This window comes from Variovorax sp. 38R (assembly GCF_014843395.1).
GTDB classification, from domain to species: domain Bacteria; phylum Pseudomonadota; class Gammaproteobacteria; order Burkholderiales; family Burkholderiaceae_C; genus Variovorax; species Variovorax paradoxus_H.
In genome coordinates this window covers 5,734,027-5,754,346 of sequence record NZ_CP062121.1, presented here as the reverse complement: position 1 = coordinate 5,754,346, position 20,320 = coordinate 5,734,027, and the positions used below count along the sequence as shown (strand labels likewise).

20 protein-coding genes are annotated in these 20,320 nt (G+C 69.3%); 12 read left to right on the top strand and 8 right to left on the bottom strand.

Annotated elements, in window-relative coordinates:
* Positions 1-51: 51 nt before the first annotated feature.
* From IG196_RS26685 to IG196_RS26650, 8 genes are all read left to right on the top strand, one after another.
* Complete coding sequence (locus tag IG196_RS26685; protein ID WP_225617103.1) at positions 52-984, top strand: branched-chain amino acid ABC transporter permease; 933 nt, start codon at positions 52-54, stop codon at positions 982-984.
* Positions 974-1,996 carry a phosphotransferase family protein gene (locus tag IG196_RS26680; RefSeq protein ID WP_225616812.1) on the top strand — a complete coding sequence of 341 codons (1,023 nt, stop codon included), beginning with the start codon at positions 974-976 and terminating at the stop codon, positions 1,994-1,996. The genes IG196_RS26685 and IG196_RS26680 overlap by 11 nt, the downstream gene beginning before the upstream one ends.
* On the top strand, positions 1,996-2,373 hold the full coding sequence (locus tag IG196_RS26675; RefSeq protein ID WP_192193717.1) for a DUF6285 domain-containing protein: 378 nt from the start codon (positions 1,996-1,998) through the stop codon (positions 2,371-2,373). Before IG196_RS26680 ends, IG196_RS26675 begins: the two co-directional genes overlap by 1 nt.
* Positions 2,374-2,376: 3 nt before the next feature.
* Positions 2,377-3,663, top strand: a complete 1,287-nt coding sequence (locus tag IG196_RS26670) for an acyl-CoA dehydrogenase family protein (protein ID WP_192193716.1) — start codon at positions 2,377-2,379, stop codon at positions 3,661-3,663.
* 62 nt (positions 3,664-3,725) lie between these two features.
* Complete coding sequence (locus IG196_RS26665; RefSeq protein WP_192193715.1) at positions 3,726-4,955, top strand: ABC transporter substrate-binding protein; 1,230 nt, start codon at positions 3,726-3,728, stop codon at positions 4,953-4,955.
* A gap of 39 nt (positions 4,956-4,994) precedes the next feature.
* Positions 4,995-5,804, top strand: a complete 810-nt coding sequence (locus IG196_RS26660; protein WP_192193714.1) for an enoyl-CoA hydratase-related protein — start codon at positions 4,995-4,997, stop codon at positions 5,802-5,804.
* Positions 5,801-6,835 carry a phosphotransferase gene (locus IG196_RS26655; RefSeq protein ID WP_192193713.1) on the top strand — a complete coding sequence of 345 codons (1,035 nt, stop codon included), beginning with the start codon at positions 5,801-5,803 and terminating at the stop codon, positions 6,833-6,835. Before IG196_RS26660 ends, IG196_RS26655 begins: the two co-directional genes overlap by 4 nt.
* A 62-nt stretch (positions 6,836-6,897) precedes the next feature.
* On the top strand, positions 6,898-7,854 hold the full coding sequence (locus IG196_RS26650) for a WG repeat-containing protein (protein ID WP_192193712.1): 957 nt from the start codon (positions 6,898-6,900) through the stop codon (positions 7,852-7,854).
* Between the two features lie 35 nt (positions 7,855-7,889).
* Here IG196_RS26650 and IG196_RS26645 read toward each other — a convergent pair whose 3' ends face one another.
* The gene (locus tag IG196_RS26645; protein ID WP_153282001.1) at positions 7,890-8,282 is read right to left on the bottom strand and encodes a VOC family protein; all 393 of its coding nucleotides are present in this window, start codon (positions 8,280-8,282) and stop codon (positions 7,890-7,892) included.
* A gap of 26 nt (positions 8,283-8,308) precedes the next feature.
* On the bottom strand, positions 8,309-8,758 hold the full coding sequence (locus IG196_RS26640; protein ID WP_192193711.1) for a helix-turn-helix domain-containing protein: 450 nt from the start codon (positions 8,756-8,758) through the stop codon (positions 8,309-8,311).
* Between the two features lie 924 nt (positions 8,759-9,682).
* Between IG196_RS26640 and IG196_RS26635 the strand changes: the two genes are divergently transcribed.
* Complete coding sequence (locus IG196_RS26635; RefSeq protein ID WP_192193710.1) at positions 9,683-9,910, top strand: hypothetical protein; 228 nt, start codon at positions 9,683-9,685, stop codon at positions 9,908-9,910.
* A gap of 27 nt (positions 9,911-9,937) precedes the next feature.
* Here IG196_RS26635 and IG196_RS26630 read toward each other — a convergent pair whose 3' ends face one another.
* The 5 genes from IG196_RS26630 to IG196_RS26610 all read right to left on the bottom strand — a co-directional run bounded on the left by IG196_RS26630 (position 9,938) and on the right by IG196_RS26610 (position 14,718).
* The gene (locus IG196_RS26630; protein ID WP_192193709.1) at positions 9,938-10,852 is read right to left on the bottom strand and encodes an alpha/beta hydrolase family protein; all 915 of its coding nucleotides are present in this window, start codon (positions 10,850-10,852) and stop codon (positions 9,938-9,940) included.
* 8 nt (positions 10,853-10,860) lie between these two features.
* Positions 10,861-11,841, bottom strand: a complete 981-nt coding sequence (locus IG196_RS26625) for a DMT family transporter (RefSeq protein WP_192193708.1) — start codon at positions 11,839-11,841, stop codon at positions 10,861-10,863.
* A gap of 35 nt (positions 11,842-11,876) precedes the next feature.
* On the bottom strand, positions 11,877-12,692 hold the full coding sequence (locus IG196_RS26620) for a helix-turn-helix domain-containing protein (protein WP_192193707.1): 816 nt from the start codon (positions 12,690-12,692) through the stop codon (positions 11,877-11,879).
* 19 nt (positions 12,693-12,711) lie between these two features.
* On the bottom strand, positions 12,712-13,077 hold the full coding sequence (locus IG196_RS26615) for a hypothetical protein (protein WP_192193706.1): 366 nt from the start codon (positions 13,075-13,077) through the stop codon (positions 12,712-12,714).
* A gap of 87 nt (positions 13,078-13,164) precedes the next feature.
* Positions 13,165-14,718, bottom strand: coding sequence for an acyl-CoA synthetase (locus IG196_RS26610; protein WP_192193705.1), 1,554 nt, complete (start codon positions 14,716-14,718; stop codon positions 13,165-13,167).
* Positions 14,719-14,919: 201 nt separating this feature from the next.
* Between IG196_RS26610 and IG196_RS26605 the strand changes: the two genes are divergently transcribed.
* The 3 genes from IG196_RS26605 to IG196_RS26595 are packed head-to-tail and all read left to right on the top strand — an operon-like array spanning position 14,920 to position 19,105.
* Positions 14,920-15,912, top strand: coding sequence for a tripartite tricarboxylate transporter substrate binding protein (locus IG196_RS26605; RefSeq protein WP_192193704.1), 993 nt, complete (start codon positions 14,920-14,922; stop codon positions 15,910-15,912).
* Positions 15,913-15,959: 47 nt separating this feature from the next.
* Positions 15,960-18,077 carry an acetate--CoA ligase family protein gene (locus IG196_RS26600; protein ID WP_192193703.1) on the top strand — a complete coding sequence of 706 codons (2,118 nt, stop codon included), beginning with the start codon at positions 15,960-15,962 and terminating at the stop codon, positions 18,075-18,077.
* A 41-nt stretch (positions 18,078-18,118) separates the two neighbouring features.
* Entirely contained in the window at positions 18,119-19,105 is a 987-nt protein-coding gene (locus tag IG196_RS26595) for a Bug family tripartite tricarboxylate transporter substrate binding protein (protein WP_192193702.1), read from the top strand.
* A 3-nt stretch (positions 19,106-19,108) separates the two neighbouring features.
* On the opposite strand, the gene IG196_RS26590 is transcribed toward IG196_RS26595, so the two are convergent.
* Entirely contained in the window at positions 19,109-20,320 is a 1,212-nt protein-coding gene (locus IG196_RS26590; RefSeq protein WP_192193701.1) for a CaiB/BaiF CoA transferase family protein, read from the bottom strand.

Below are 20,320 nucleotides of genomic sequence, written 5' to 3'. Positions count from 1 at the left end.
CTCGGTGCGTCGGCCCACGCACGCACCGCCAAGCCTTCGCGCTCCCCGCTCATGTGGGTCGGCCTGCTGATCGCGTTGGCCATCGGCATCACCTTCGTGGCGCGCGGCTACCAGCTGTTCCAGGCGACCATGGTGATCTCGTACGCGATCGCGCTCTTGGGCCTGAACATCCTCACGGGCTACAACGGGCAGATCTCGCTCGGCCACGGCGCCTTCTATGCCATTGGGGCCTACACCACCGGCATCCTCATGGAGCACGCGGGCGTGCCGTACTGGCTCACGGTGCCGGCAGCGGCCGTGGTGTGCCTGATCGTCGGCTACCTGTTCGGGCGGCCCGCCCTCAAGCTCGAAGGGCTGTACCTGGCGCTGGCCACCTTCGCGCTCGGCGTGGCGATGCCGCAGCTGCTCAAGTACAAGCACCTCGAGGCCTGGACCGGCGGCGTGCAGGGCATCGTGCTCATGAAGCCCGCCGCGCCCTTCGGCCTGCCGCTCAACGAAGACCAGTGGCTCTACCTGTTCTCGCTGTTCGTCGCGGTCGTGATGTTCTTCATTGCCCACAACCTGCTGCAAAGCGGCAGCGGCCGGGCCATGCGCGCCATCCGCGACCACGCCATGGCTTCGGAGGCGATGGGCGTGGACAACAGCCACTACAAGGCCATGACCTTCGGCGTCTCGGCCGCGTACACCGGCGTGGGCGGCGCGCTGTCGGCCATTGCGGTGCAGTTCGTGGCGCCCGATTCGTTCACGCTGTTCCTGTCGATCTCGCTGCTGGTGGGCATCGTGGTGGGCGGCGTGGGCACGCTGTACGGCGCGATCTTCGGCGCCCTCTTCATCATGTTCGTGCCCTCGCTGGCCGAGAAGGTCTCCAAGGCCGCGCCATGGGCGGTGTACGGCGTGGTGCTGATCGCCTTCATGTTCGCGATGCCCGGCGGCGTGGTCGGGTTGCTGCGCAAGCTCCAGGCACGCGTCGCCCGTGCACGATGACGCGACGCTGATCGCGAACGCACTGCAGCGGCTGGCCGGGCGCCTCGTGCCCGACGGCCACGCAGTGCAGGCCGTGCGCCGGCTCTCGGGCGGCGCCAGCCAGCAGACTTGGGCTTTCGATGTGACGACCACCGGCGCGGGCCTTACGCACACGCAGCCGCTGGTGCTGCGCCGCGCGGCCGATGCCAGCGGCGCGCGCGCCCTGGGCACCGCAGGCCTCGCTGCGGAAGCGCAGCTCATCGAAGCCGCACGCGTAGGCGGCGTGCCCGTGCCGGGCGTGCGCCATGTGCTGCAGCCGGCCGACGGGATCGGCGAAGGCTTCGTCATGGACCGCATCGAGGGCGAAACCCTGGGCCGCCGCATCGTGCGCGACGAACACCTGGCCGGCGCGCGCCGCGTGCTCGCGCGCCAGTGCGGCGCCGCCATGGCGCGCATTCACCGCCTGCCCGCACACAACCCGCCACCGCTGCGCACGGCCGCCGCACGCGCGGAGCTCGACTTCCAGATCGACCTGCACCGCAGCCACGGCACCGCGCGCCCCGTGTTCGAACTCGCGTTCCGCTGGCTGCGCGCGCACGCGCCGGCCGACGTGCCTGCGCCGGTGCTCGTGCACGGCGACTTCCGCAACGGCAACCTGATGGTCGGCGAGGAGGGCCTGCGCGCCGTGCTCGACTGGGAACTCGCGCACTTCGGCGACCCCATGGAAGACCTCGGCTGGATGTGCGTGCGCTCCTGGCGCTTCGGCCACGGCGCGTTGCCCGTGGGCGGCTTCGGCACGCGCGAGCAACTGTTCGAGGGCTACACGGCCGAAGGCGGGCAGGTCGATGCCGAGCGCGTGCGCTGGTGGGAAGTGCTGGGCACGCTCAAGTGGGGCATCGTCTGCGAAGCCATGGTGCATGCCTGGCTCAGCGGCCGCGAGCGCGACGTCGAGAAGGCCGCCATCGGCCGCCGCGCGTCGGAGGCCGAGTCGGACCTGCTGGCCCTGCTCGCGCCCGAGGAAGAGCTCGCCTGATGCAAGACCGCCCCGACATCGCCGAACTGCTCGAGGCCGTCGCCGCCTTCCTGCGCGAGCAGGTGGTGCCGGCCACCGAGGGGCCGGTCGCCTTCCATGCGCGCGTGGCCGCGAACACGCTCGACATCGTGCGGCGCGAAGTGCAGCTCGGCCCGCTCGCGCAGGCGAGTGAACGGGCGCGGCTGCACGCACTGCTGGGCCCCGGCGCACCCACCGATCTGGCAGAGGCCAACCGCCTGCTCTGTACCCGCATCGGCACCGGCGAACTCGACGCCGCTACGCCCGGCCTGATCGACCACCTGCGCCAGACCACACGCGACAAGCTCGCCATCGACCAGCCCGGCTACGCCGCCGGCACGAAGAAGAGAGAGGACTGAGCCATGGACTTCGACCTGCCCCGCGACCTCGTCGATTACCTCGCCCAACTCGACGCCTTCATCGACCGCGAGATCGCGCCGCTGCAGGCGCAGGACGACAACGAACGCTTCTTCGACCACCGCCGCGAATGGGCCCGCACCGACTTCGAGAACGGTGGCCTGCCGCGCCCCGAGTGGGAAGCGTTGCTGGCCGAGGCGCGCCGCCGCGCCGACCGCGCGGGCCATCTGCGCTTCGGGCTGCCCGCCGCCTTCGGCGGACGCGACGGCAGCAACCTCTGGATGGCCGTGATCCGCGAGCACTTTGCCGCGCGCGGCCTGGGCCTGCACAACGACTTGCAGAACGAGCATTCGATCGTCGCCAACAACCCCTTCGTGCTGGCCATTCGCGACTTCGGCTCGCCCGCGCAGTGCGACGAACTCATCCAGGGCATGCTCGACGAGCGCGTGCGCCTCACCTTCGGTCTCACCGAACCACAGCACGGCTCCGACGCCACGCACATGGAAACCCGCGCCGTGCCCGAGGCACGCCACGGCAGCGCCGGCTTTCGCATCGACGGCGAAAAGATGTGGACCACCGGCATGCACACGGCGACCCACTGCGTGCTGTTCGCACGCACCAGCGGGCGCGACGGCGATGCGCGCGGCATCAGCGCGTTGCTCGTGCCCGCGAAGGCCGAGGGCGTGAGGATCGAGGAGTACCTCTGGACCTTCAACATGCCCACCGACCACCCGCGCGTGAGCTTCACGAACGTGTGGGTGCCTGAAGACGCCGTGCTCGGCCCGCTCGACGGCGGCCTGGCCATTGCCCAGCACTTCGTGCACGAGAACCGCATCCGCCAGGCCGCGTCGAGCCTGGGCGCCGCCGACTACTGCGTGCGCGAGAGCGTGAAGTACGCACGCGAGCGCAAGCCCTTCGGCGAAGCGCTGGCGCGCAACCAGGGCATCCAGTTTCCGCTGGTCGAACTGGCCACGCAGGTCGAGATGCTGCGCCTGTTGATCCGCAAGACCGCGTGGCAGATGGACCAGATGCCCAAGCCGCAGGTCGAGAAGCAGCTGTCCGACAAGGTCTCGATGTGCAACTACTGGGCCAACCGCCTCGTGTGCGAGGCCGCCGACCGCGCGATGCAGGTGCACGGCGGCATCGGCTATTCGCGCCACAAGCCCTTCGAACACATCTACCGCCACCACCGCCGCTACCGCATCACCGAGGGCTCCGAAGAGATCCAGATGCGCAAGGTGGCGGGCCACCTCTTCGGCTACATGGGGCCGAACCGGGCCACCACGGCCTGAACCGCTTTCCGACGACGACTGACGACGCAAGCCACTCAGCAACACAGAAGGAGACACGCGACATGGTTCATCCGCTTTCCCGCCGCACGGCCCTGGTTTCCGGCCTGGTCGTGGGCCTTGCCGCGCTCTGCATCAGCCTCCCGGCCCTGGCCCAGAAGAAGTCCGAAGCCGGCGTGAGCGACGCCGAGATCGTGCTGGGCATGCCCATGCCGCTGTCGGGGCCCGTGTCGGGCTACTCGGTGGTCGGCAAGGTGGCCGAGGCCTACTTCAAGAAGCTCAACGAGCAGGGCGGCATCCACGGGCGCAAGGTGCGCCTGTTGATCTACGACGACCAGTACTCGCCGCCCAAGACCGTCGAGGTGGCGCGCCGCCTTGTCGAGGAAGACCAGGTGCTCGCCATCTTCGGCAACCTGGGCACCGCGCCCAACATGGCGATCCAGCGCTACATGAACGCCAAGAAAGTGCCGCAGCTCTTCGTGCAGTCGGGCGCCGCGCAGTTCGACGACGCCGCCAGGTACCCGTGGACCGTGCCCTTCCTTGGCAGCTACCAGGGCGAGGGCCGCGTGTTCGCGCGCCACATCATCGAGAACCGGCCCGACGCCAAGATCGCCGTGCTCATGCAGAACGACGACCTCGGCCGCGAAGTGCTCAAGGGCCTGCAGGAAGGCCTGTCGAAGCAGGGCAAGGCGAAGATCGTGGCGCAGGCCACCTTCGAGGTGACCGACCCCACCGTCGATTCGCAGGTGGTGCAGCTCAAGTCGTCGGGTGCCGACGTGCTCGTGATGGCCGCCACCGCACGCACCGCCGCGCAGGCCATCCGCAAGGTCGCCGATGTGGGCTGGACGCCCGACCGTTATCTCAACTTTGCCGCCGCCTCCGTGAAGATGGCCTTCGAGCCCGCGGGCGCCGACAAGGCCAAGGGCGTGGTCGCGCTCGCCGTCTACAAGGAGCCCATGAGCCCGCGCTGGAGCCGCGACCCCGAGGTGCTCGAGTACCTCGAGCTGCTCAAGACCCACGCCAGCGGCGTCGACCCGAGCAACGGCAGCGGCGTGTCGGGCTACATCGTCGCGCAGCTCATGGCGCACGTGCTGCGCGAGGCCGGCGCCAACCCCACGCGCGAGAGCGTGCGCGTCGCCGCCAGCACCCTCAAGAGCCCGCGCATCTCGATGCTGCTGCCCGGCGTGGCCATGGCCAATTCGGCCGCCGACCTGCACGCCTACGCCTCCATGCAGCCCGTGCGCTTCAACGGCGTGGACCTCGACCCGGTCGGGCCCGCGCTGAACATGAAGTGAAACCCCTTTTTATCTACTCACGCCCTCCGGAGCCCACCCATGAGCCAGCCTGACGACCAGGACCCCCTTCTGTACGAACGCGACGGCGACGTCGCCATCCTCAGTTTCAACATTCCCAAGCGGCTCAACCCGCTCACCGTGCCGCTGCAGCAGGCCTTGCGCCAGCGGCTCGCGCAGCTGCGCGACGAAGGCGAGGTGCGCGCCGTGGTACTCACCGGCGTCGGCAAATCGTTCTGCGTGGGCGCCGACCTCGGCAGCATGGACGCCAGCGCGCCCGGCAGCCTGGGCCAGCGCACGGCCGACGCGATGGAGGCGATGTCGAACCGCCTCATCGAAGACCTGCGCAGCATGCCCTTCCCGGTAGTGAGCGCCATCAACGGCCCCGCCGCGGGTGCCGGCGTGGGCGTGGCGCTGGCCGCCGATGTCGTGCTGGTGGCGCGCTCCGCGTACTTCTACCTGCCCTTCATGCCGCGCCTGGGCATCGTGCCCGACCTGGGCACCACCTGGTTCCTCGAACGGCTCGTGGGCCGCGCAAGAGCCATTGGCATGTCGCTGCTCGGCGAGCGCCTGTCGGGCGAGCAGGCCGCGCAATGGGGCCTCGTGTGGGCCTGCGTGGACGACGCCAAACTGCGCGCACAGGCCGTGGCCGTCGCGCAGCGGCTCGCGCGCCTGCCCGCGCACGCAGCGCACGAGATCCGCGCCGTGTACGAATCGGCCGCGAGCCAGTCGCTCGTCGGCCAGATGCGCCACGAGGCCGAGCGCCAGCGCGAGCTGATCGACCGGCCCGACTTCGCCGAAGGCGTGAAGGCTTTCATGGAGAAACGCGAGCCCGTGTTCCGTCGGCCATGAGCGGGGCTGCTGATTCCACGTCCCCCGCGGGCATCGAGTTCGACGCCGACCGCCTGCAGCGTTATTTGCGGGAGGCGCTGCCCGACGTTGAAGGCCCGATGCGCCTGGCGCGCATCGGCGGCGGGCAGTCGAACCCCACCTTCTTCGTCGACTTCGACAACCGCGCGCTGGTGCTGCGCAAGCAGCCGCCCGGCGAGCTGCTGCCCTCGGCCCACGCCGTCGACCGCGAGTACCGCGTGCTGCGAGCACTGGCCGGCACCGACGTGCCCGTGCCGCGCACCGTGCTGTACTGCGACGACCGCGCCGTGGTGGGCACGCCCTTCTACGTCATGGACAAGCTCGAAGGCCGCGTGCTGTCGAACTACGCGCTGCCCGGCATCGCGCCCGCCGAGCGCCGCGCGTACTACTTTGCGATGGCCGAGACCCTGGCGCGCCTGCACGCTGTCGACCTGGCCGCCGTCGGCCTCACCGACTACGGCCGCCCCGGCAACTTCTTCCAGCGCCAGATCGCGCGCTGGACCCGGCAGTGGGAGGCTTCACGCACCCGCGAAGACGCCAACATCGATCGCCTCATCGCCTGGCTGCCGGCCAACTTGCCACAGGGTGACCAGACCACCATTGCGCACGGCGACTTCCGTTTCGGCAACCTCATGTTCCACCCCACCGAGCCACGCGTGATCGCTGTGCTCGACTGGGAGCTGTCCACCCTGGGCCACCCGCTGGCCGACGTGGCCTACAACTGCATGGCCTGGCACACCGGCGCCGACGAGTTCGAAGGCATGCAGGGCATCGACCTCGCGGCCGAAGGCATTCCTACGCAGGCTGAGTACGTCGCCCACTACCAGCAGGCCGGCGGCTGCGCGGAGCCGGTGACGAACTTCCACCTGGCGTTCTCGCTGTTCCGCTTCGCTGTGATCCTCGAAGGCATCGCGGCGCGTGCGAAGAGCGGCAGTGCGGCGGCGGCAGATGCGGTGCAGGTGGGCGCGCAGGCCGCGGGGTTTGCGCGGCGGGCGGTGGCGTTGATCGATTAGCAAGCTGCGCCTAAGAAGCCTCCGTATCATTTCGGCTGTCCTTCGGCACAGCGAAAGAGTCCATGCTTCTCATCAGATCCGCCACGAGCGGCCTCTTCGGCTTTATCGATGTCGGAGGGGAGACGGTTGTTCCTCCGCAATACCACGACGTCGGGCCTTTTGCCACGAACGGCCTTGCGGTTGCGCGACTGGATCGCGAAAGCGAAACCGGCATCGGGTTCATCGATCGAATGGGTCGCACCGTGGTCGGCCCGTCGTTCCATCAGGCCGAAGATTTTTCCAGCCAAGGCGTCTCCAAGGTGATCCTCGACCGGGAACAGCTGTTTCAGCACGGCTTCGTGGATGCCAAGGGCCACAAGGTCTTCACAGCGGCTTTCGAATACGCCCGCTCGTTCGACGACTCGGGCCTCGCGACGATCCGCACCCCGGAAGGCACCTGCGGATGCATCGACATCCGAGGGGAGCTGGTGATTCCGACCCTCTACGACGAGATCGGCGGATTCGCCGTCAATGGCCTTGCCAAGGCCTGGCGTGCTGAATTCAAAGGATTCATCGACGTTGCCGGCAAGGAAGTGCTGCGCCCGGCATTCAAGACATTCGGTGAGTTCGATGCGTGCGGGCTGGCGACCTTCAAGGGAGGCAACCATCGCCATGGTTACATGGACGCGAGCGGTGAACCTCGAATTCCGGCCCGCTATGTGGAGGCTGCCGGCTTCGCCAAGAACGGATTGGCCAAAGTCCGCATCGGGGAGAAATGGGGCTTCATCGACACGGCCGGGAATGTGGCAATCGACCCCGTCTTCGACGACCTGTCGAGCTTCTGCTACGCAGGGTTCGCCGTCTTTCTCCACACGAACCATAAGTGGGGGTGCATCGATGCCACGGGCGAGGTGGTCATCGATCCGGTGTACGACGACATCGATCTGTCGTTCGATCCGCAGGTGCTCGAGGTCGTGCGCGATGGCGTCCGTGGCTACATCACGAAGGCCGGTACGTGGATCGGCACCTATGCCCGGTAGGCGCCGGCCAGCCAGCTAGCGGGGCAGGGCGCCCGTCAGCCGCCGATGGGCGAGCACAGCTCGACCAGCGTGCCGTCCGGGCAGCGCACGTACGAGACGACTTGTCCCCAAGGCTTGGTCACCGGCGCCGACAGCTGCGTGGCGCCGGCTGCGAGCGCACGGCTGTGCGCGGCGGGCACGTCGGGCGTCACGAGGCCCAGCTCCATGCCCAGCGGTTGCGCGGAATCCGAGGCGGCGACATGCCCGCCCGGAAAGTTGGAGTCGGCGAGCGCGTGCGCGGCAAAGGACAGCGTGGTCTCGCCGGTTTCAACCTCGCCATAAGTGCCCGACTCGTGCAGGAAGCGGGTGGGCAGGCCGAAGGCTTGTTCAAAAAACTTCAGCGATTGGGCGACGTCGGGAACGTAGACGATGGTGTAGCCGAGTTTCATGGGAGAAGAGGAGGCGGGCGCGTTACTTACTGCGCTTCCAGCCGCTCTGCAATCTCGCGCGCCCCGAGTTCCCGCACCGTGGCCAGTCGCTCCAGCTGCGCCGCACGCGGGCGTGCCTTGCCTTGCTCCCAGTGATAGATCGTCTGGCCCGACACGCCGACCAGCTGCCCATAGATCGCCGCGGACAACCCGAGCCTGGCGCGGTGCGCGGCCAGCCGGTTGGCGCTGAAGCGGCGCTTGGGGCCGCCTGCGTCGGCGTCGTCGCCCGCAGCACCGGCTGAGGCCGGCGCCTGACGCGCGGAGCCCTTGGCGACCTTGCGCAATTCTTTTTCAAGCGCGCTCACCTGACGGCGCAAGTCGGCAATCGATGCCCGGTGCGCGACGGAGGCCTTCTTGAGGGTTTCGATCTCCGCTCGCACTTCCTTGCGAGCGACACGGGAGATTTCGGCTTTGAGGATGGAGGCGATGTTTGGCATGGGGGGATTGTGCTCAATTTGGGGACACAAATGGAGGGTGCGTACTGTAGGCGGATGCCGTCGTTTGCGGGGCAACAGGTGTTGGAGCCTCAATGAGCTACGAATTTCTTCGTTGAATTCCGAATTTCCTGTGCCGATGGATGCTTGCCGCGCCGTTTGAAAAAACTGCGCTTATCGGGTTGAGTGGTCCGTGCGAGGATTCGGGGTGGCGCGATCGGCCATGAGCTGACTGTTGTGACGGTCAGCTTTCGAGCTCGCCAGTTTGGTAGTCCCAGCTTTTGACCGAATAGCAAGAAAGAGGCGATATCGTGCCAGCTATTGAGATGACGACAGCGGAGGTGCCCGGGGTGTACCGGCGCATCGCGAGCGCAATTGGTGCGGCACACTGGCAAGGTGCCGTTGCACGGCAGGAAGAGGCTATTTGGTCTAACCACTTTCTCCGCGACTACCTACATTCGGAGTACGCCATCGCATACCAGTTGGATCGGCTGCGAAAACTGGTCGCGGCGTTTGGCACGGTGCCACACGATGTCTGCAACGACCCAAGCATTTTTCCGTCTATGGGCTTCGCGGTACAGGTACTCGGAGTCATGGAAAGGAGCACCCCCAAGCAGGCCAAAGCATTCGTCAAACGGGTCCGAAACGCCTTCAGCAGTCCCGGGAACATGCACGGTCTGGCCTTGGAACTGCAGGCAGCGACCCACTTTGCCCGTCGAGGACAACGTGTGGCTTGGCACAGAACGAGCGACGGGGGCTCTTTTGATCTCCTGGTCACGCCCTGTGTTGACGTGACGGGCGCAGTATAGCCACGGACATCGCTGGTCGTGCGAGAGCGAAGTCGCAGACCTGCCGACCTACCATCCGGCCCTGTCGAGCCTCAACCCACAGCGCACGGCGTCGTCATCTTTCATCCGCAGAGCAGACATGAACAACGAGAAATGGAAAACCACCATCCTGAGCGACACAGCGCACGAGCACCTCGTCGCGGAACTGAGTTTTGATGGCCAGTTCTTGTTGCTGCTCGACCGCGAGGAAGGCCGAGATCAACTCTGTGTTGCGTTCCCCGCGAAGGACGGAAGCATGGGCTCACGCATTCCGCTGCCCGACTTCATCGCGCAACTGAATGCTGCGGCAGCCGACCTGTGCCATTAGCGCACTGAGGCGCTGCACGCCACCACCTCACGGCGCCGCCAGATACGCCTCCACCGCCTTCCCCCACAGCCCCTGCTGCCCGATCAGCCCGTGCCCGTTCATACCGGCCTCCAGCGTGAAGCTCTCGAAGCGCCCCTTGCCGCCCGCGTCGCGAAAGGCTTCGAAGTTCTTGCGGCTGTGCGACATCGCGTAGAACGGGTCGTTCTCGCCGTAGAGCCACAGCGTGGGCTTGGCGAAGGCTGCGCCGCGGCGGAAGGTGACGGGGTTGATGGCGTCGGCGGTGTTGCCGGGGCACTTGTCGCCCATCCAGCCGCCGACGAAGTTGATGGCGCCCTCGAACACGTCGGGGCGCAGGCCCGCATACGCCACGGCGAGGATGCCGCCGCGCGACTGGCCTGCGATTTCCATGCGGCGGGTGTCGACGTCGGGGTTGCGCTGCAGCCATGCGACGGCGGCGTCGAGGTCGGCCACGGCGCGGTCGAAGCCGGCCAGGGCGATGGCGGGCTCGCAGCTGTAGTGCTCGCGCTTGGCGGTAAAGCCTTCGTCGTACAGCCCGTCCGATTGGCCACGTCCGCGCCGCTGTGGATAGGCGATGAGCCAGCCGCGCTGCGTGAACCAGCGCGCGGTTCGCTCGGGCGCCCAGGTCTGCTTGAACAAGGCCGGGTCGTTGCCGATGCCGGTGGAGCCATGGTTGAACACGACCGTGGGGAACGGGCCGGCGCCGTCGGGCTTGTAGATGACCATCTCGAGCGTGACGGGGGCGCCGTTCTCGACAAAAGGCGTGGGCACGCGCACGACGCTGCGTTGCAGCGGTTGTTGTTGCTGCTGCTGTACTTGCGGCTGTTGCTGCGGCTCCGGTCGCTGCGCCCAGCCCGCGCCACAGAAGGCGAAGAGCGACGCGAACGAGGCGGCAACGAGCGCGGCGATGCGAAGGCGATTCATCTTTCTCTTCATGGGCGAGGGCTTTCGGCAGTGGGCAAAGACGCCGCCGCATTCTGCCCCGGGGCCTGCCGTTCGCCGTCGCGCGTCACCGGCACCCGCCACCGCAACGCACCGCTCGCCAGCACAACGCCGGGCACGACGAACGACAGCGCCAGCAGCGCGGGGCGCGTGACGGGCTCGTTCATCCACCATGCCGCGCCGAGCGTGGTCAGCACGGGCACGAGCGCGGACGACAGCGCGGCGCGTGCGGCACCCAGCCGCGTGATCGCGACGCCGTAGACCACCAGCCCGAGCAGACCGGCGACCACGCCTTGGCCCGCGGCCTGCATCGCGATGTCGGTCCACGGCGCGGCGAACAGTTGCGGCGGGCCGGCGAGCCAGAGCAGCGGCAACAGCAGCAGGGTCGACGCGCCGTTGACGAAGGCCGCGCCCTGCCATGCGCTCATGCCGCAGCGGCCGAAGGCCAGGGAGTAGACGGTCCACAGCAGGGCCGCGAGCAGAAAGAGCAGGTCGCCGCGCCAGTGCTGTTGCCGCAGGCCTTCGCCGAAGCTGCCCGCCGCGAACACGGCCATGCCGACGGCGATGCCGGCCAAGCCGAGCAGGCGCAGGCCCTGCACGCGCTCGCCCCGGTAGACCCACGCGCCCAGCGCGGTGAAGAGCGGCAGGCTGCCGGCCATGAAGATGCCCATGTGGCTGGCGGGCGCCCACTGCGCGCCGGCCAGCACCAGCAGGCCGAAGGGCAGGCCGCTGCCGACGACGAGCAGCACGAGCGCGCCGCGCGACGCACCCGGCGGCACGAGCCTGCCGCGCAGCCACAGCGGGCTGAGCAGCAGCGCGGGAATGCCGTAGCGCAGCAGGGCGAGGTCCATCGGCCCGAGTGCAGTGGCGGTCACACCGTGGCGCGACAGCAGCTGCCAGGCGCTGCCGATGAGGGCGGCGGCCAGCGCGGCGAGCGCGCCGATCCAGAGGGTGCGAGGCGATGTCGTCATCGGGCCAGTCTGTGGCCCGGGCGGCGCGAAAGCTATCAGATTCGTGCGGGTGCGCCGGCCGGCCCGAGCACGCGACGGGCGTCGCCGAGCGTGACGCCGACGGCGCGCCGGAACACGGCGCCCAGGTGGCTCTGGCTGCAGTAGCCCAGGTCGTGCGCGAGGCCGGCGAGGTCGCGCTCGCCGTCGGCCAGCCGCTCCATCGCCGACGCCAGCCGCAGGTGCTGGCGGTACTGGTGCAGGCTCAGGCCGGTCTGCTGGCGGAAGCGGCGCGCCAGGTGAAAGGGCGAGCGCGACACGGCCTCGGCCAGCTCGTCCAGCGAGAGATGCCGCGCGCCCGCACCGCTGCCTTCGGACAGCAGCAGTTGCCGTGCACGCGCGACGGCGCCGTGCCAGGGCGCCTGGTGCGGCGCGCTGCCCAGTTCGGCGACGAGCGCGGCGACCAGGGCGGCGGCCTGTGCGCTGTCGGTGTCCGGCAGTTGGCGCCGTGCCGCGTGCATGCGGTACAGCGCCTGCGGCGTCAGCAAGCAGATGCTCACGCCCGCCGCGCTGGCACCGTGGGCCGGGCTCACCGATGCGTGGCCGCTGACCACGAGGCTGTGCCGCACGGTCGCGGTCTCGGGCCGCAGCCGGTAGGCGGTGGCATCACCGAAGCGGATGGCGGTGAGCGCGTCGGTCAGCCAGGTGTGGTCGCCCGAGCGCACGTCGAGCCGCGTGCGACCGATGGGGAAGACGACGCGCGGCGAGGCCACGGTGTACAGGTCGCTCCATGCCGGCCCCTGCGGCGCGTGCAGGCGCACATGCGCCACCTCGAACCCGCGCCCGGCATAGAGAAGGGTGCGGTCCTGAGGCATGGAAAGAGTGAAGGGCCGATCAGCCCAGCGCGGTCCAGCTGCAGCGCAGCTCGTACTGCGCGCCGCGGTAACTGAGCGTGCCCGTCGCGCCGGCCACGCGCAGCGCCACAGCCACCTGCGGCCGTTCGAGGCCGGTGCCGCGCACGCGCATGAGCTGCTGGCGGTGGTCGACGAAGCGCTGCTGCAGGGTGAAGCGCTCGCTGCCCTCGGTGCCGGGGCTGGTGCGCGCGACGATGAGTTCGGTCAGCTGGCCGGTCGACAGGCTGAACTGGATCTCGACCGCGTAGGGCCGGCCATCGCATTGCAGGCTGCCGTTCGCAAAGGCGGGCGACAGGCCAAGGAGCAGAAAGCAGGGCAGGGCGAGAGCGAGGAGGCGGCGGTGCATGTCGCAGTGGGTGCAGGTGGCGGCTCGCCACCATACCCCAAGCAGGTGAAACACACCCGCACACACCCAGACGCACCCGCCGGCGCGTCACCCCACCTTGCGCGCGCGCCCTTCCCAGTGCGGCTCGCGCAGCTTGTACTTGAGCATCTTCCCCGCCGGCGACAGCGGAATCTCGGCGCGAAACTCCACGCTGCGGGGGCACTTGTAGCCGGCGATCAGCGTCTTGCAGTGCGCCACCAGCGCATCGGCGCCCAGGGCTTCGCCGGCGCGCAGCACGACCACGGCATGCACGCGCTCGCCCCACTGGTCGTCGGGCACGCCGACCACGGCGCACATCGAAACCTGCGGCAGTTGGGTGATGGCGTTCTCGACCTCGGCCGAGTAGATGTTCTCGCCGCCGCTCACGATCATGTCCTTGAGCCGGTCGACCACGTAGACGAAACCGTCGGCGTCCATCACGCCGCCGTCGCCGGTGTGCATCCAGCCGTCGCGCAGCACCTCGGCAGTCTGCTCGGGCTTGTTCCAGTAGCCGGCCATCACCATCGGGCCGCGCGCGGCGATCTCGCCGACGGTGCCGTTGGGAACGGGCCGGCCTTCGGTGTCGACGATGCGCACTTCGGCGATGGGCACGGGCCGCCCGGCCGAGCGGCGGCGCGCGGCCGGCTGGTCGGGGTGGTGGCACCACGTGGGCAGCACGGTGACCACGGGCGACAGCTCGGTCATGCCGTAGAGCTGGCAGAAGCCCGCGCGCGGCAGCTTGTCGATGGCCTGCAGCAGCAGCGCATCGTCGATGGGCGCGGCGCCGTACAGCACCAGCTGCAGCGGCGTGGTGTCGAACTCGGCAAAGCGCGGATGCTCGATGAGGCGCTTGAGCATGGTGGGCACCATGAAGGTCTCGCTGGCGCGCTCGTTCTGGATCGCCTCCAGCACCTTCACTTCGTCGAAGGCCGGAATGATGACCTGCGTGCACAGCCGCATCATCAGCTGCAGCGTGAGGCCGGCGCCGCCAACATGAAACATGGGCGCCATGTTCAGGCCCACGGCCTCGGCGGGGCGCGTGGCCGCCATGTTGGCCGAGAGCTGGCCGCTGTAGAGGTTGCCGTGCGTGAGCATCACGCCCTTGGGCAGGCCGGTGGTGCCGCCGGTGTACATCACGGCGGCCAGGTCGGCGCCGCCGCGCCGCGCGTCGGGCACGGGCTGCGCCTGCGCCATGAGCGCTTCGGCATCGGCCATGCCCTCGGGCGCGGGGCCGTCGCCGAAGTGCACCAGTGTCTTCAGCGAGCGCGAGAGTTCGCGCTGCTGCTGCGCCACGGCGCCGAAGTGCGCATCAGACAGAAGGATGCGCGTGTCGCAGTCGTCCAGCGAATACGCGACCTCGCGCGCGCTCCAGCGAATGTTGACGGGGTTGATCACGCCGCCCGCCCACCAGGTGGCGTAGAGGTACTCCACGTAGCGGTCGGAGTTCAGCGCCAGCAGGCCCACGCGGTCGCCGGGTTGCAGGCCGAGCGACTGCAGCACGGCCGCGAGCCGCGCCACGCGGTCGACGAACTGGGCAAAGGTGCTGCGGCGCTCGCCGCACACGAGGGCGGTGGCGCCGGGGCGTTCCTGCAGGGCTTTGTGCAGGGGCTGGGTGAGGTCCATGGACTGCGGTCTCCGTCGGTCGATTCGTTGTTGTGCGCCGAGTATGGAAGGGCCGCGCCGCGCCGGCATCGTCGGAAGCGACGGGATCGAAAGCGCTGTGGCGGCCAAAGTCGTCGGAAGCGACGGTGACCGTCGCCGGGCTGCGCGCGACCATCGCCGAAGAACGACAGATTCGACCGAACGACCGACCGGAGACGCGCCATGACTTCTTTCTTCACCGACCCCACCCGCCGCCGCCTGCTCGGCGGCGCCGCGCTGGCCGCCGCAGGCGCCACGCTGCCCTTGCCGGCGCGCGCCCAGGGCCTGTTCGGCAAGCAGCCGATCACGCTGCTGGTGCCCTACCCCGCGGGCGGCGCCACCGACGTGCAGGCGCGTGCGCTGGCCCTGGCGGCCTCGCGCGAGCTGAAGCAACAGATCGTGATCCTCAACCAGCCCGGCGTGGCCGCCACGCTGGCGCCGACCACCATGGCGCGCAAGGCCGCGCCCGACGGCTACACGCTGTCGCTCATGCTGAGCTCGCTCTACCGCCTGCCGCACCTGCAGAAGGTGAGCTACGACCCGGCCACCGACTTCACCTACGTGGCCAACGTGACGGCCGCCACGCTGGGCATCACGGTGCGCCAGGACGCGCCGTGGAAAGACCTGAACGCGCTGCTGGCCGCGGCCAAGGCCAAGCCGGGCGAGGTGTCGTACGGCACCACGGGGCGCGGCGGCACCTCGCATGTGTCGATGGAGCGGCTGGCGGCGCTGGCCGGCGTGAAGTTCAACTTCATTCCCTTCAAGGGCGCGGCCGAGCTGTACAACGCGCTCATGGGCGGCCATGTGGACGCGGTCTCCGAGGCCGGCTTCGGCGCCGCCGTGGCGGGCGGGCGCGTGCGCCTGCTGGCCACCTTCAACGAGGCGCGCTCGCCCACGCGGCTGAACGTACCGACCGTGAAGGAGCTGGGCTACGACGTGGTGGCCAACGGCTCGTGGGGCATCGCCGGCCCGCGCGGCATGGACCCGAAGGTGGTGCAGGCGCTGCAGGAGGCCTTCCGCAAGGCGGTCGACGACCCCGAGTTCATTCGCACGCTCGACCTGAACGACTACGTCAAGTTCTACATGGACAGCCCCGCCTACACAGCCTGGGCGCACAAGACCTATGCCGACGAGAAGCGCTTCGTGAGCGACCTGCGCATCAAGCTCGACGACTGAAGTCGACGAAACCTTACATGCCAACGAGACCTCCCTTCTTTCCTGCCATGACTTCTTCTTCCTCTCTTCACTGCTTTCTCCACCCGAAGGCCATCGCCTTCGTCGGCGCCACCGAGCGCTCGGTGTGGTCCAACGCGGCGCTCGCCAGCCTGCGCACGCTCGGCTACGCGGGCAAGCTCTACCCGGTCAACCGGCGCGGCGGCAGCTTCCACGGCATCGCGGCGGCCACCTCGGTCGAGGCCATCGGCGAGCCGGTCGACACCGCATTGCTCATGGTGCCGGCTGATGCGCTCGACGACGCGCTGGCCGACCTGCAGCGCGCGGGCATCGGCAACGCGGTGCTGCTGAGCTCGGGCTTCGCCGAAGCCGGCGAGGAAGGCCGCGAGCGCCAGCACCAGCTCACGGCCAAGGCGCGATCGCGCGGCCTGCGCATCCTCGGGCCCAACTGCCTGGGCTTCGTCAACTACGTCGACCGCTCGGCCGTGTGGACCGCCTCGCTGCGCGAGCCGCTGCCGGCGGGCACGCTGGGCATCGTGTCGCAAAGCGGCGCGCTCGCGGGGCAGCTGTCGTTCATGGCGCAGGTGCACGGCATCGGCCTGAGCCGCATGGTGTCGACCGGCAACGAGTCGGACATCGACATCGCCGAGGTCATCGACTACCTGGTGGACGACGAGCACACGCGTTCCATTGCCGTGTTCGCCGAGACCGTGCGCGACCCGCAGCGCTTTGCCGCCGCGGCCGAACGCGCGCTGGCCGTGGCCAAGCCCATCGTGGTGCTGAAGATGGGCAGCAGCGAGATCACGGCGCAGGCCGCGCAGGCCCACACCGGCTCGCTGGTGGGCGACGACCGCGTGTTCGACGCCATGTGCCAGCGCCTGGGCCTGATGCGCGTGCGCTCCATCGAAGACCTGGTGTTCACCGCCGCCTTCGCCAGCATGACCGGACCCTTCGCGGCTGGCGGGCTCGCGGCCGTGTCGATGTCGGGCGGCATGTGCGAGATCTTTGCCGAGCGCGCCGAAGAAGAAGGCCTGGTGCTCACGCCGCTCGCGCCCACCACCGAGGCCGCGCTGCGCGAGGTGCTGCCGGGCTACGGCACGCCGCAGAACCCGCTGGACGTGACCGGCGCCGCCATGCTGCAGCCCGAGCTGTTCGGCAACGCGCTCGAAGCACTGGTGCGCGACCCCGCGCTGGGCGCCGCCATCGTCGTGGCCGACGTGCCCAACGCACCGGCCAACGACACGCCGCTCAACCGCGCCGTGCTCGCGCAGGTGGCACGCGGGCTGTCGGCTAGCCCGGTGCCCGCGATCGTCTGCAGCCACTACGTGATGCAGGTGAGCGAGCGATCGCGCGAGCTCATCGCCGAGACCGGCATCCGCCACATCGCCTGCGGCATCCACCACGCGATGAGCGCGGCGGGTGCGGTGCACCGCTGGTCTGAAACGCTGCGTCGGCGTCAACAAGCAAAGAGCACTGCCGCTGCGGTGCTGGCCGCGCCACCCACGCAGCCCTTGCGCTCGGAGCGCGAAACGCTCGAGTGGCTCTCGCAGCGCGGCGTGCCGGTCGTGCCCGTGCGGCTGTCGCGCAGTGCCGACGAGGCCGCGCGCTTCGCCGACGAGCTGGGCGGCCCGGTGGTGCTGAAGATCGCCTCGGCGCAGATCGCGCACAAGACCGAGGTCGGCGGCGTGGCGCTCAACCTGCAGAGCGCCGACGCGGTGCGCGCGGCCTGGCTGGCGATGGATGCGCGCGTGCGCGCGGCGCGGCCCGAGGCCGAGATCGACGGCATCCTCGTCGCGCCGATGCGCCAAGGCGGGCTCGAGCTGTTCGTCGGCACCGTGCGCGATCCGCAGTGGGGCCCGGCGCTCGCCGTGGGGCTCGGTGGTATCTGGGTCGAGGCACTGCGCGACACCAGCCTGCGCCTGCTGCCCGTGACGCCCGCCGAGGTGAAGGACATGCTGGCCGAGCTGCGCGGTGCGCGCCTGCTCGACGGCTGGCGCGGCGCGCCCGCAGCCGACCGCGACGCCATCGCCGAAGCCGTGGCTGCCATCGGCAACGCTGCGCTCGCACTCGGGCACGAGCTGGTCTCGCTCGAAGTCAACCCGCTGCGGGTGGACGGCCGCACGGTCGAGGCGCTCGATGCGCTGGCCGTGTGGGGCGCCGCCGGCTGAGCAGAACTTCATCTTCAAAAGAATCAACAGGAGACATCTTCATGCTGCAACGACGTCGATTCGCGCAATGGGGCGCGAGCGGGCTGCTGGCCCCCGCGCTCGAGGCCCTGCCGAAGGCGCAAGCGGCCGACGCCTACCCGAGCCAGCCGATCAAGATCATCGTGTCGTCGGCCGCCGGCGGGCTGGTCGATGGCATCGCACGCACCATCGGCGAACGCATCGCCAAGCCGCTGGGCCAGCCGGTGCTCATCGATCCGAAGCCCGGTGCCAACGGCGCCATTGCCGCGTCCTTCGTGGCCAAGGCGCCGGCCGACGGCCACACGCTGCTGTTCGCGGTCAACTCCTTCGTGCTTGCGCCGCTGCTGATGGCCAAGCCCGGCTACGACGTGTTCAAGGACTTCGCGCCCGTGTCGCTGTCGAACTACGGCCTGCTCGTGTTCGCGGTGGGCGAGGGCGTGCCGGCCAAGAGCATGCGCGAGTTCGTCGCCATGGCCAAGGCGCAGCCCGGCAAGCTGAGCTTCGGCTCGGCGGGGCAGGGCTCGTCGGGCCACCTCTACGGCGAGAAGCTGATGCGCGACGAAGGTCTGCAGATGACGCACGTGCCCTACAAGGGCGGCGCGCCGCTGATGATCGACATCCTCGGCGGCCAGGTGCAGGGCGGCTTCGTCACCATGGGCGAAGCGCTGCCGCACGCGAAGTCGGGCCGCGCGAAATTGCTCGGCGTGTTCGGCACGCGCCGCATGCCGCTCGCGCCGCAGATCCCCACCTTCACCGAGCAGGGCTTCAAGGGCTACGAGCACGGCGGCTTCTGGGGCTTCTTCGCGCCCACGGGCACGCCGCAGCCGGCCATCGACAAGCTGGCCGGCGCGGTGCGAAAGGCCGTGGCGCAGCCTGATCTTCAGGAACGCATGATCGGGCTGGGGCTCGAGCCTTCGGGCGAAGGGCCGGGTGAGTTGATGGCGGCAGTGCGGCGGGAGAACCTGCTGTGGTCGCGGCTGATCAAGGACATGAACCTGAAGCCCGAATAGACCTCAGGCCCGCGCCACCACGCCGGCGGTCACCAACGCATCCACCGCCGCCCGCTCAAACCCGAACTCCCCCAGCACCTCGTCCGTGTGCTCCCCCAGCGCCGGCGCGAGCCGCTGCACGCCGCCCGGCGTGGCCGACAGCGTGAACGGCACGCCGGGAAAACGCAGCGTGCCTTCGGTGGGGTGCTCGGCGTCGTGCCACAGGCCGCTGGCTTTCAGCTGCGGATCGTTGGGCAGCTGCTGCAGCGTCTGGATCGGCATCGCCGGAATGTCGGCCTGGCGGAACGCTGCGACCCACTCGGCTGTCATGCGCGCGCCGGTGGCGCGCTCCAGCTCGCCGAACACCACCGTGTGGTTGCGCACGCGCGCGGCCAGCGTGGCAAAGCGTTCGTCCTCGCGCAGTTCGGGCCGGTCCACCACCTCGAAGAAGCGCAGCCACTGCGCGTCGGTGTAGGGCACCAGCGCGATGTAGCCGTCGGCCGTGCGAAAGGGCTTGCGCACGCCGGAGCGGATCGAGCCGTAGACCATGTCGTCGATGGGCGGCTGGAAGGTGTGGCCCCACAGGTGCTCCACCATGTTGAAGGCGGTCATGGTCTCGAACATCGGAACGTCGACCGCCTGCCCCTGGCCGCTGCGTTCGCGGTGGAACAGCGCGGTGACGATGGCATAGGCCGCGTACAGCGCCGTGGTCTTGTCGGCCACGAGCGCGGGCATGTAGCGCGGCTCGCCGGTGTAGATCGACTGCAGCTGCGCCAGGCCCGACGCGGCCTGGATGATGTCGTCGAAGGCCGGCAGGCCCGCATACGGTCCCTCGTCCGAGAAGCCCTTGACGTGCGCGCTCACGAGGCGCGGGTTGAGTGCATGCAGCCGCGCCGCATCGATGCCGATGCGCGCCGCTGCGTCGGTGCGCACCGAATGCACGAGCACGTCGCTGCCGCGCACCAGCGTGTCGAGTACCTCGCGCGCGGCGGGTTGCTTCAGGTCGAGCACGAGGCTGCGCTTGTTCCGGTTGCACGACAGGTACAGCGACGACATGCCCTTGTGGCGCGCTGGCCCGACCGAGCGGGCCAGGTCGCCTTGCGGCGCCTCGACCTTGATGACGTCGGCGCCCATGTCGGCCAGCATCTGGCTGGCCAGCGGGCCGAGCACCACCGACGAGAGGTCGAGCACCTTGACGCCTTCGAGGGCGCCGCGAAAAAGCGGAGGGGGCGTCAT

Bases quoted from the DNA above. Each gene is read 5' to 3' on its own strand.
- IG196_RS26685 (WP_225617103.1), top strand. From the start codon at position 52: ATGTGGGTCGGCCTGCTGATCGCGTTGGCCATCGGCATCACCTTCGTG.
- IG196_RS26675 (WP_192193717.1), top strand. From the start codon at position 1,996: ATGCAAGACCGCCCCGACATCGCCGAACTGCTCGAGGCCGTCGCCGCC.
- IG196_RS26670 (WP_192193716.1), top strand. From the start codon at position 2,377: ATGGACTTCGACCTGCCCCGCGACCTCGTCGATTACCTCGCCCAACTC.
- IG196_RS26665 (WP_192193715.1), top strand. From the start codon at position 3,726: ATGGTTCATCCGCTTTCCCGCCGCACGGCCCTGGTTTCCGGCCTGGTC.
- IG196_RS26660 (WP_192193714.1), top strand. From the start codon at position 4,995: ATGAGCCAGCCTGACGACCAGGACCCCCTTCTGTACGAACGCGACGGC.
- IG196_RS26655 (WP_192193713.1), top strand. From the start codon at position 5,801: ATGAGCGGGGCTGCTGATTCCACGTCCCCCGCGGGCATCGAGTTCGAC.
- IG196_RS26650 (WP_192193712.1), top strand. From the start codon at position 6,898: ATGCTTCTCATCAGATCCGCCACGAGCGGCCTCTTCGGCTTTATCGAT.
- IG196_RS26645 (WP_153282001.1), bottom strand. From the start codon at position 8,282: ATGAAACTCGGCTACACCATCGTCTACGTTCCCGACGTCGCCCAATCG.
- IG196_RS26640 (WP_192193711.1), bottom strand. From the start codon at position 8,758: ATGCCAAACATCGCCTCCATCCTCAAAGCCGAAATCTCCCGTGTCGCT.
- IG196_RS26635 (WP_192193710.1), top strand. From the start codon at position 9,683: ATGAACAACGAGAAATGGAAAACCACCATCCTGAGCGACACAGCGCAC.
- IG196_RS26630 (WP_192193709.1), bottom strand. From the start codon at position 10,852: ATGAATCGCCTTCGCATCGCCGCGCTCGTTGCCGCCTCGTTCGCGTCG.
- IG196_RS26625 (WP_192193708.1), bottom strand. From the start codon at position 11,841: ATGACGACATCGCCTCGCACCCTCTGGATCGGCGCGCTCGCCGCGCTG.
- IG196_RS26620 (WP_192193707.1), bottom strand. From the start codon at position 12,692: ATGCCTCAGGACCGCACCCTTCTCTATGCCGGGCGCGGGTTCGAGGTG.
- IG196_RS26615 (WP_192193706.1), bottom strand. From the start codon at position 13,077: ATGCACCGCCGCCTCCTCGCTCTCGCCCTGCCCTGCTTTCTGCTCCTT.
- IG196_RS26610 (WP_192193705.1), bottom strand. From the start codon at position 14,718: ATGGACCTCACCCAGCCCCTGCACAAAGCCCTGCAGGAACGCCCCGGC.
- IG196_RS26605 (WP_192193704.1), top strand. From the start codon at position 14,920: ATGACTTCTTTCTTCACCGACCCCACCCGCCGCCGCCTGCTCGGCGGC.
- IG196_RS26600 (WP_192193703.1), top strand. From the start codon at position 15,960: ATGACTTCTTCTTCCTCTCTTCACTGCTTTCTCCACCCGAAGGCCATC.
- IG196_RS26595 (WP_192193702.1), top strand. From the start codon at position 18,119: ATGCTGCAACGACGTCGATTCGCGCAATGGGGCGCGAGCGGGCTGCTG.
- IG196_RS26590 (WP_192193701.1), bottom strand. From the start codon at position 20,320: ATGACGCCCCCTCCGCTTTTTCGCGGCGCCCTCGAAGGCGTCAAGGTG.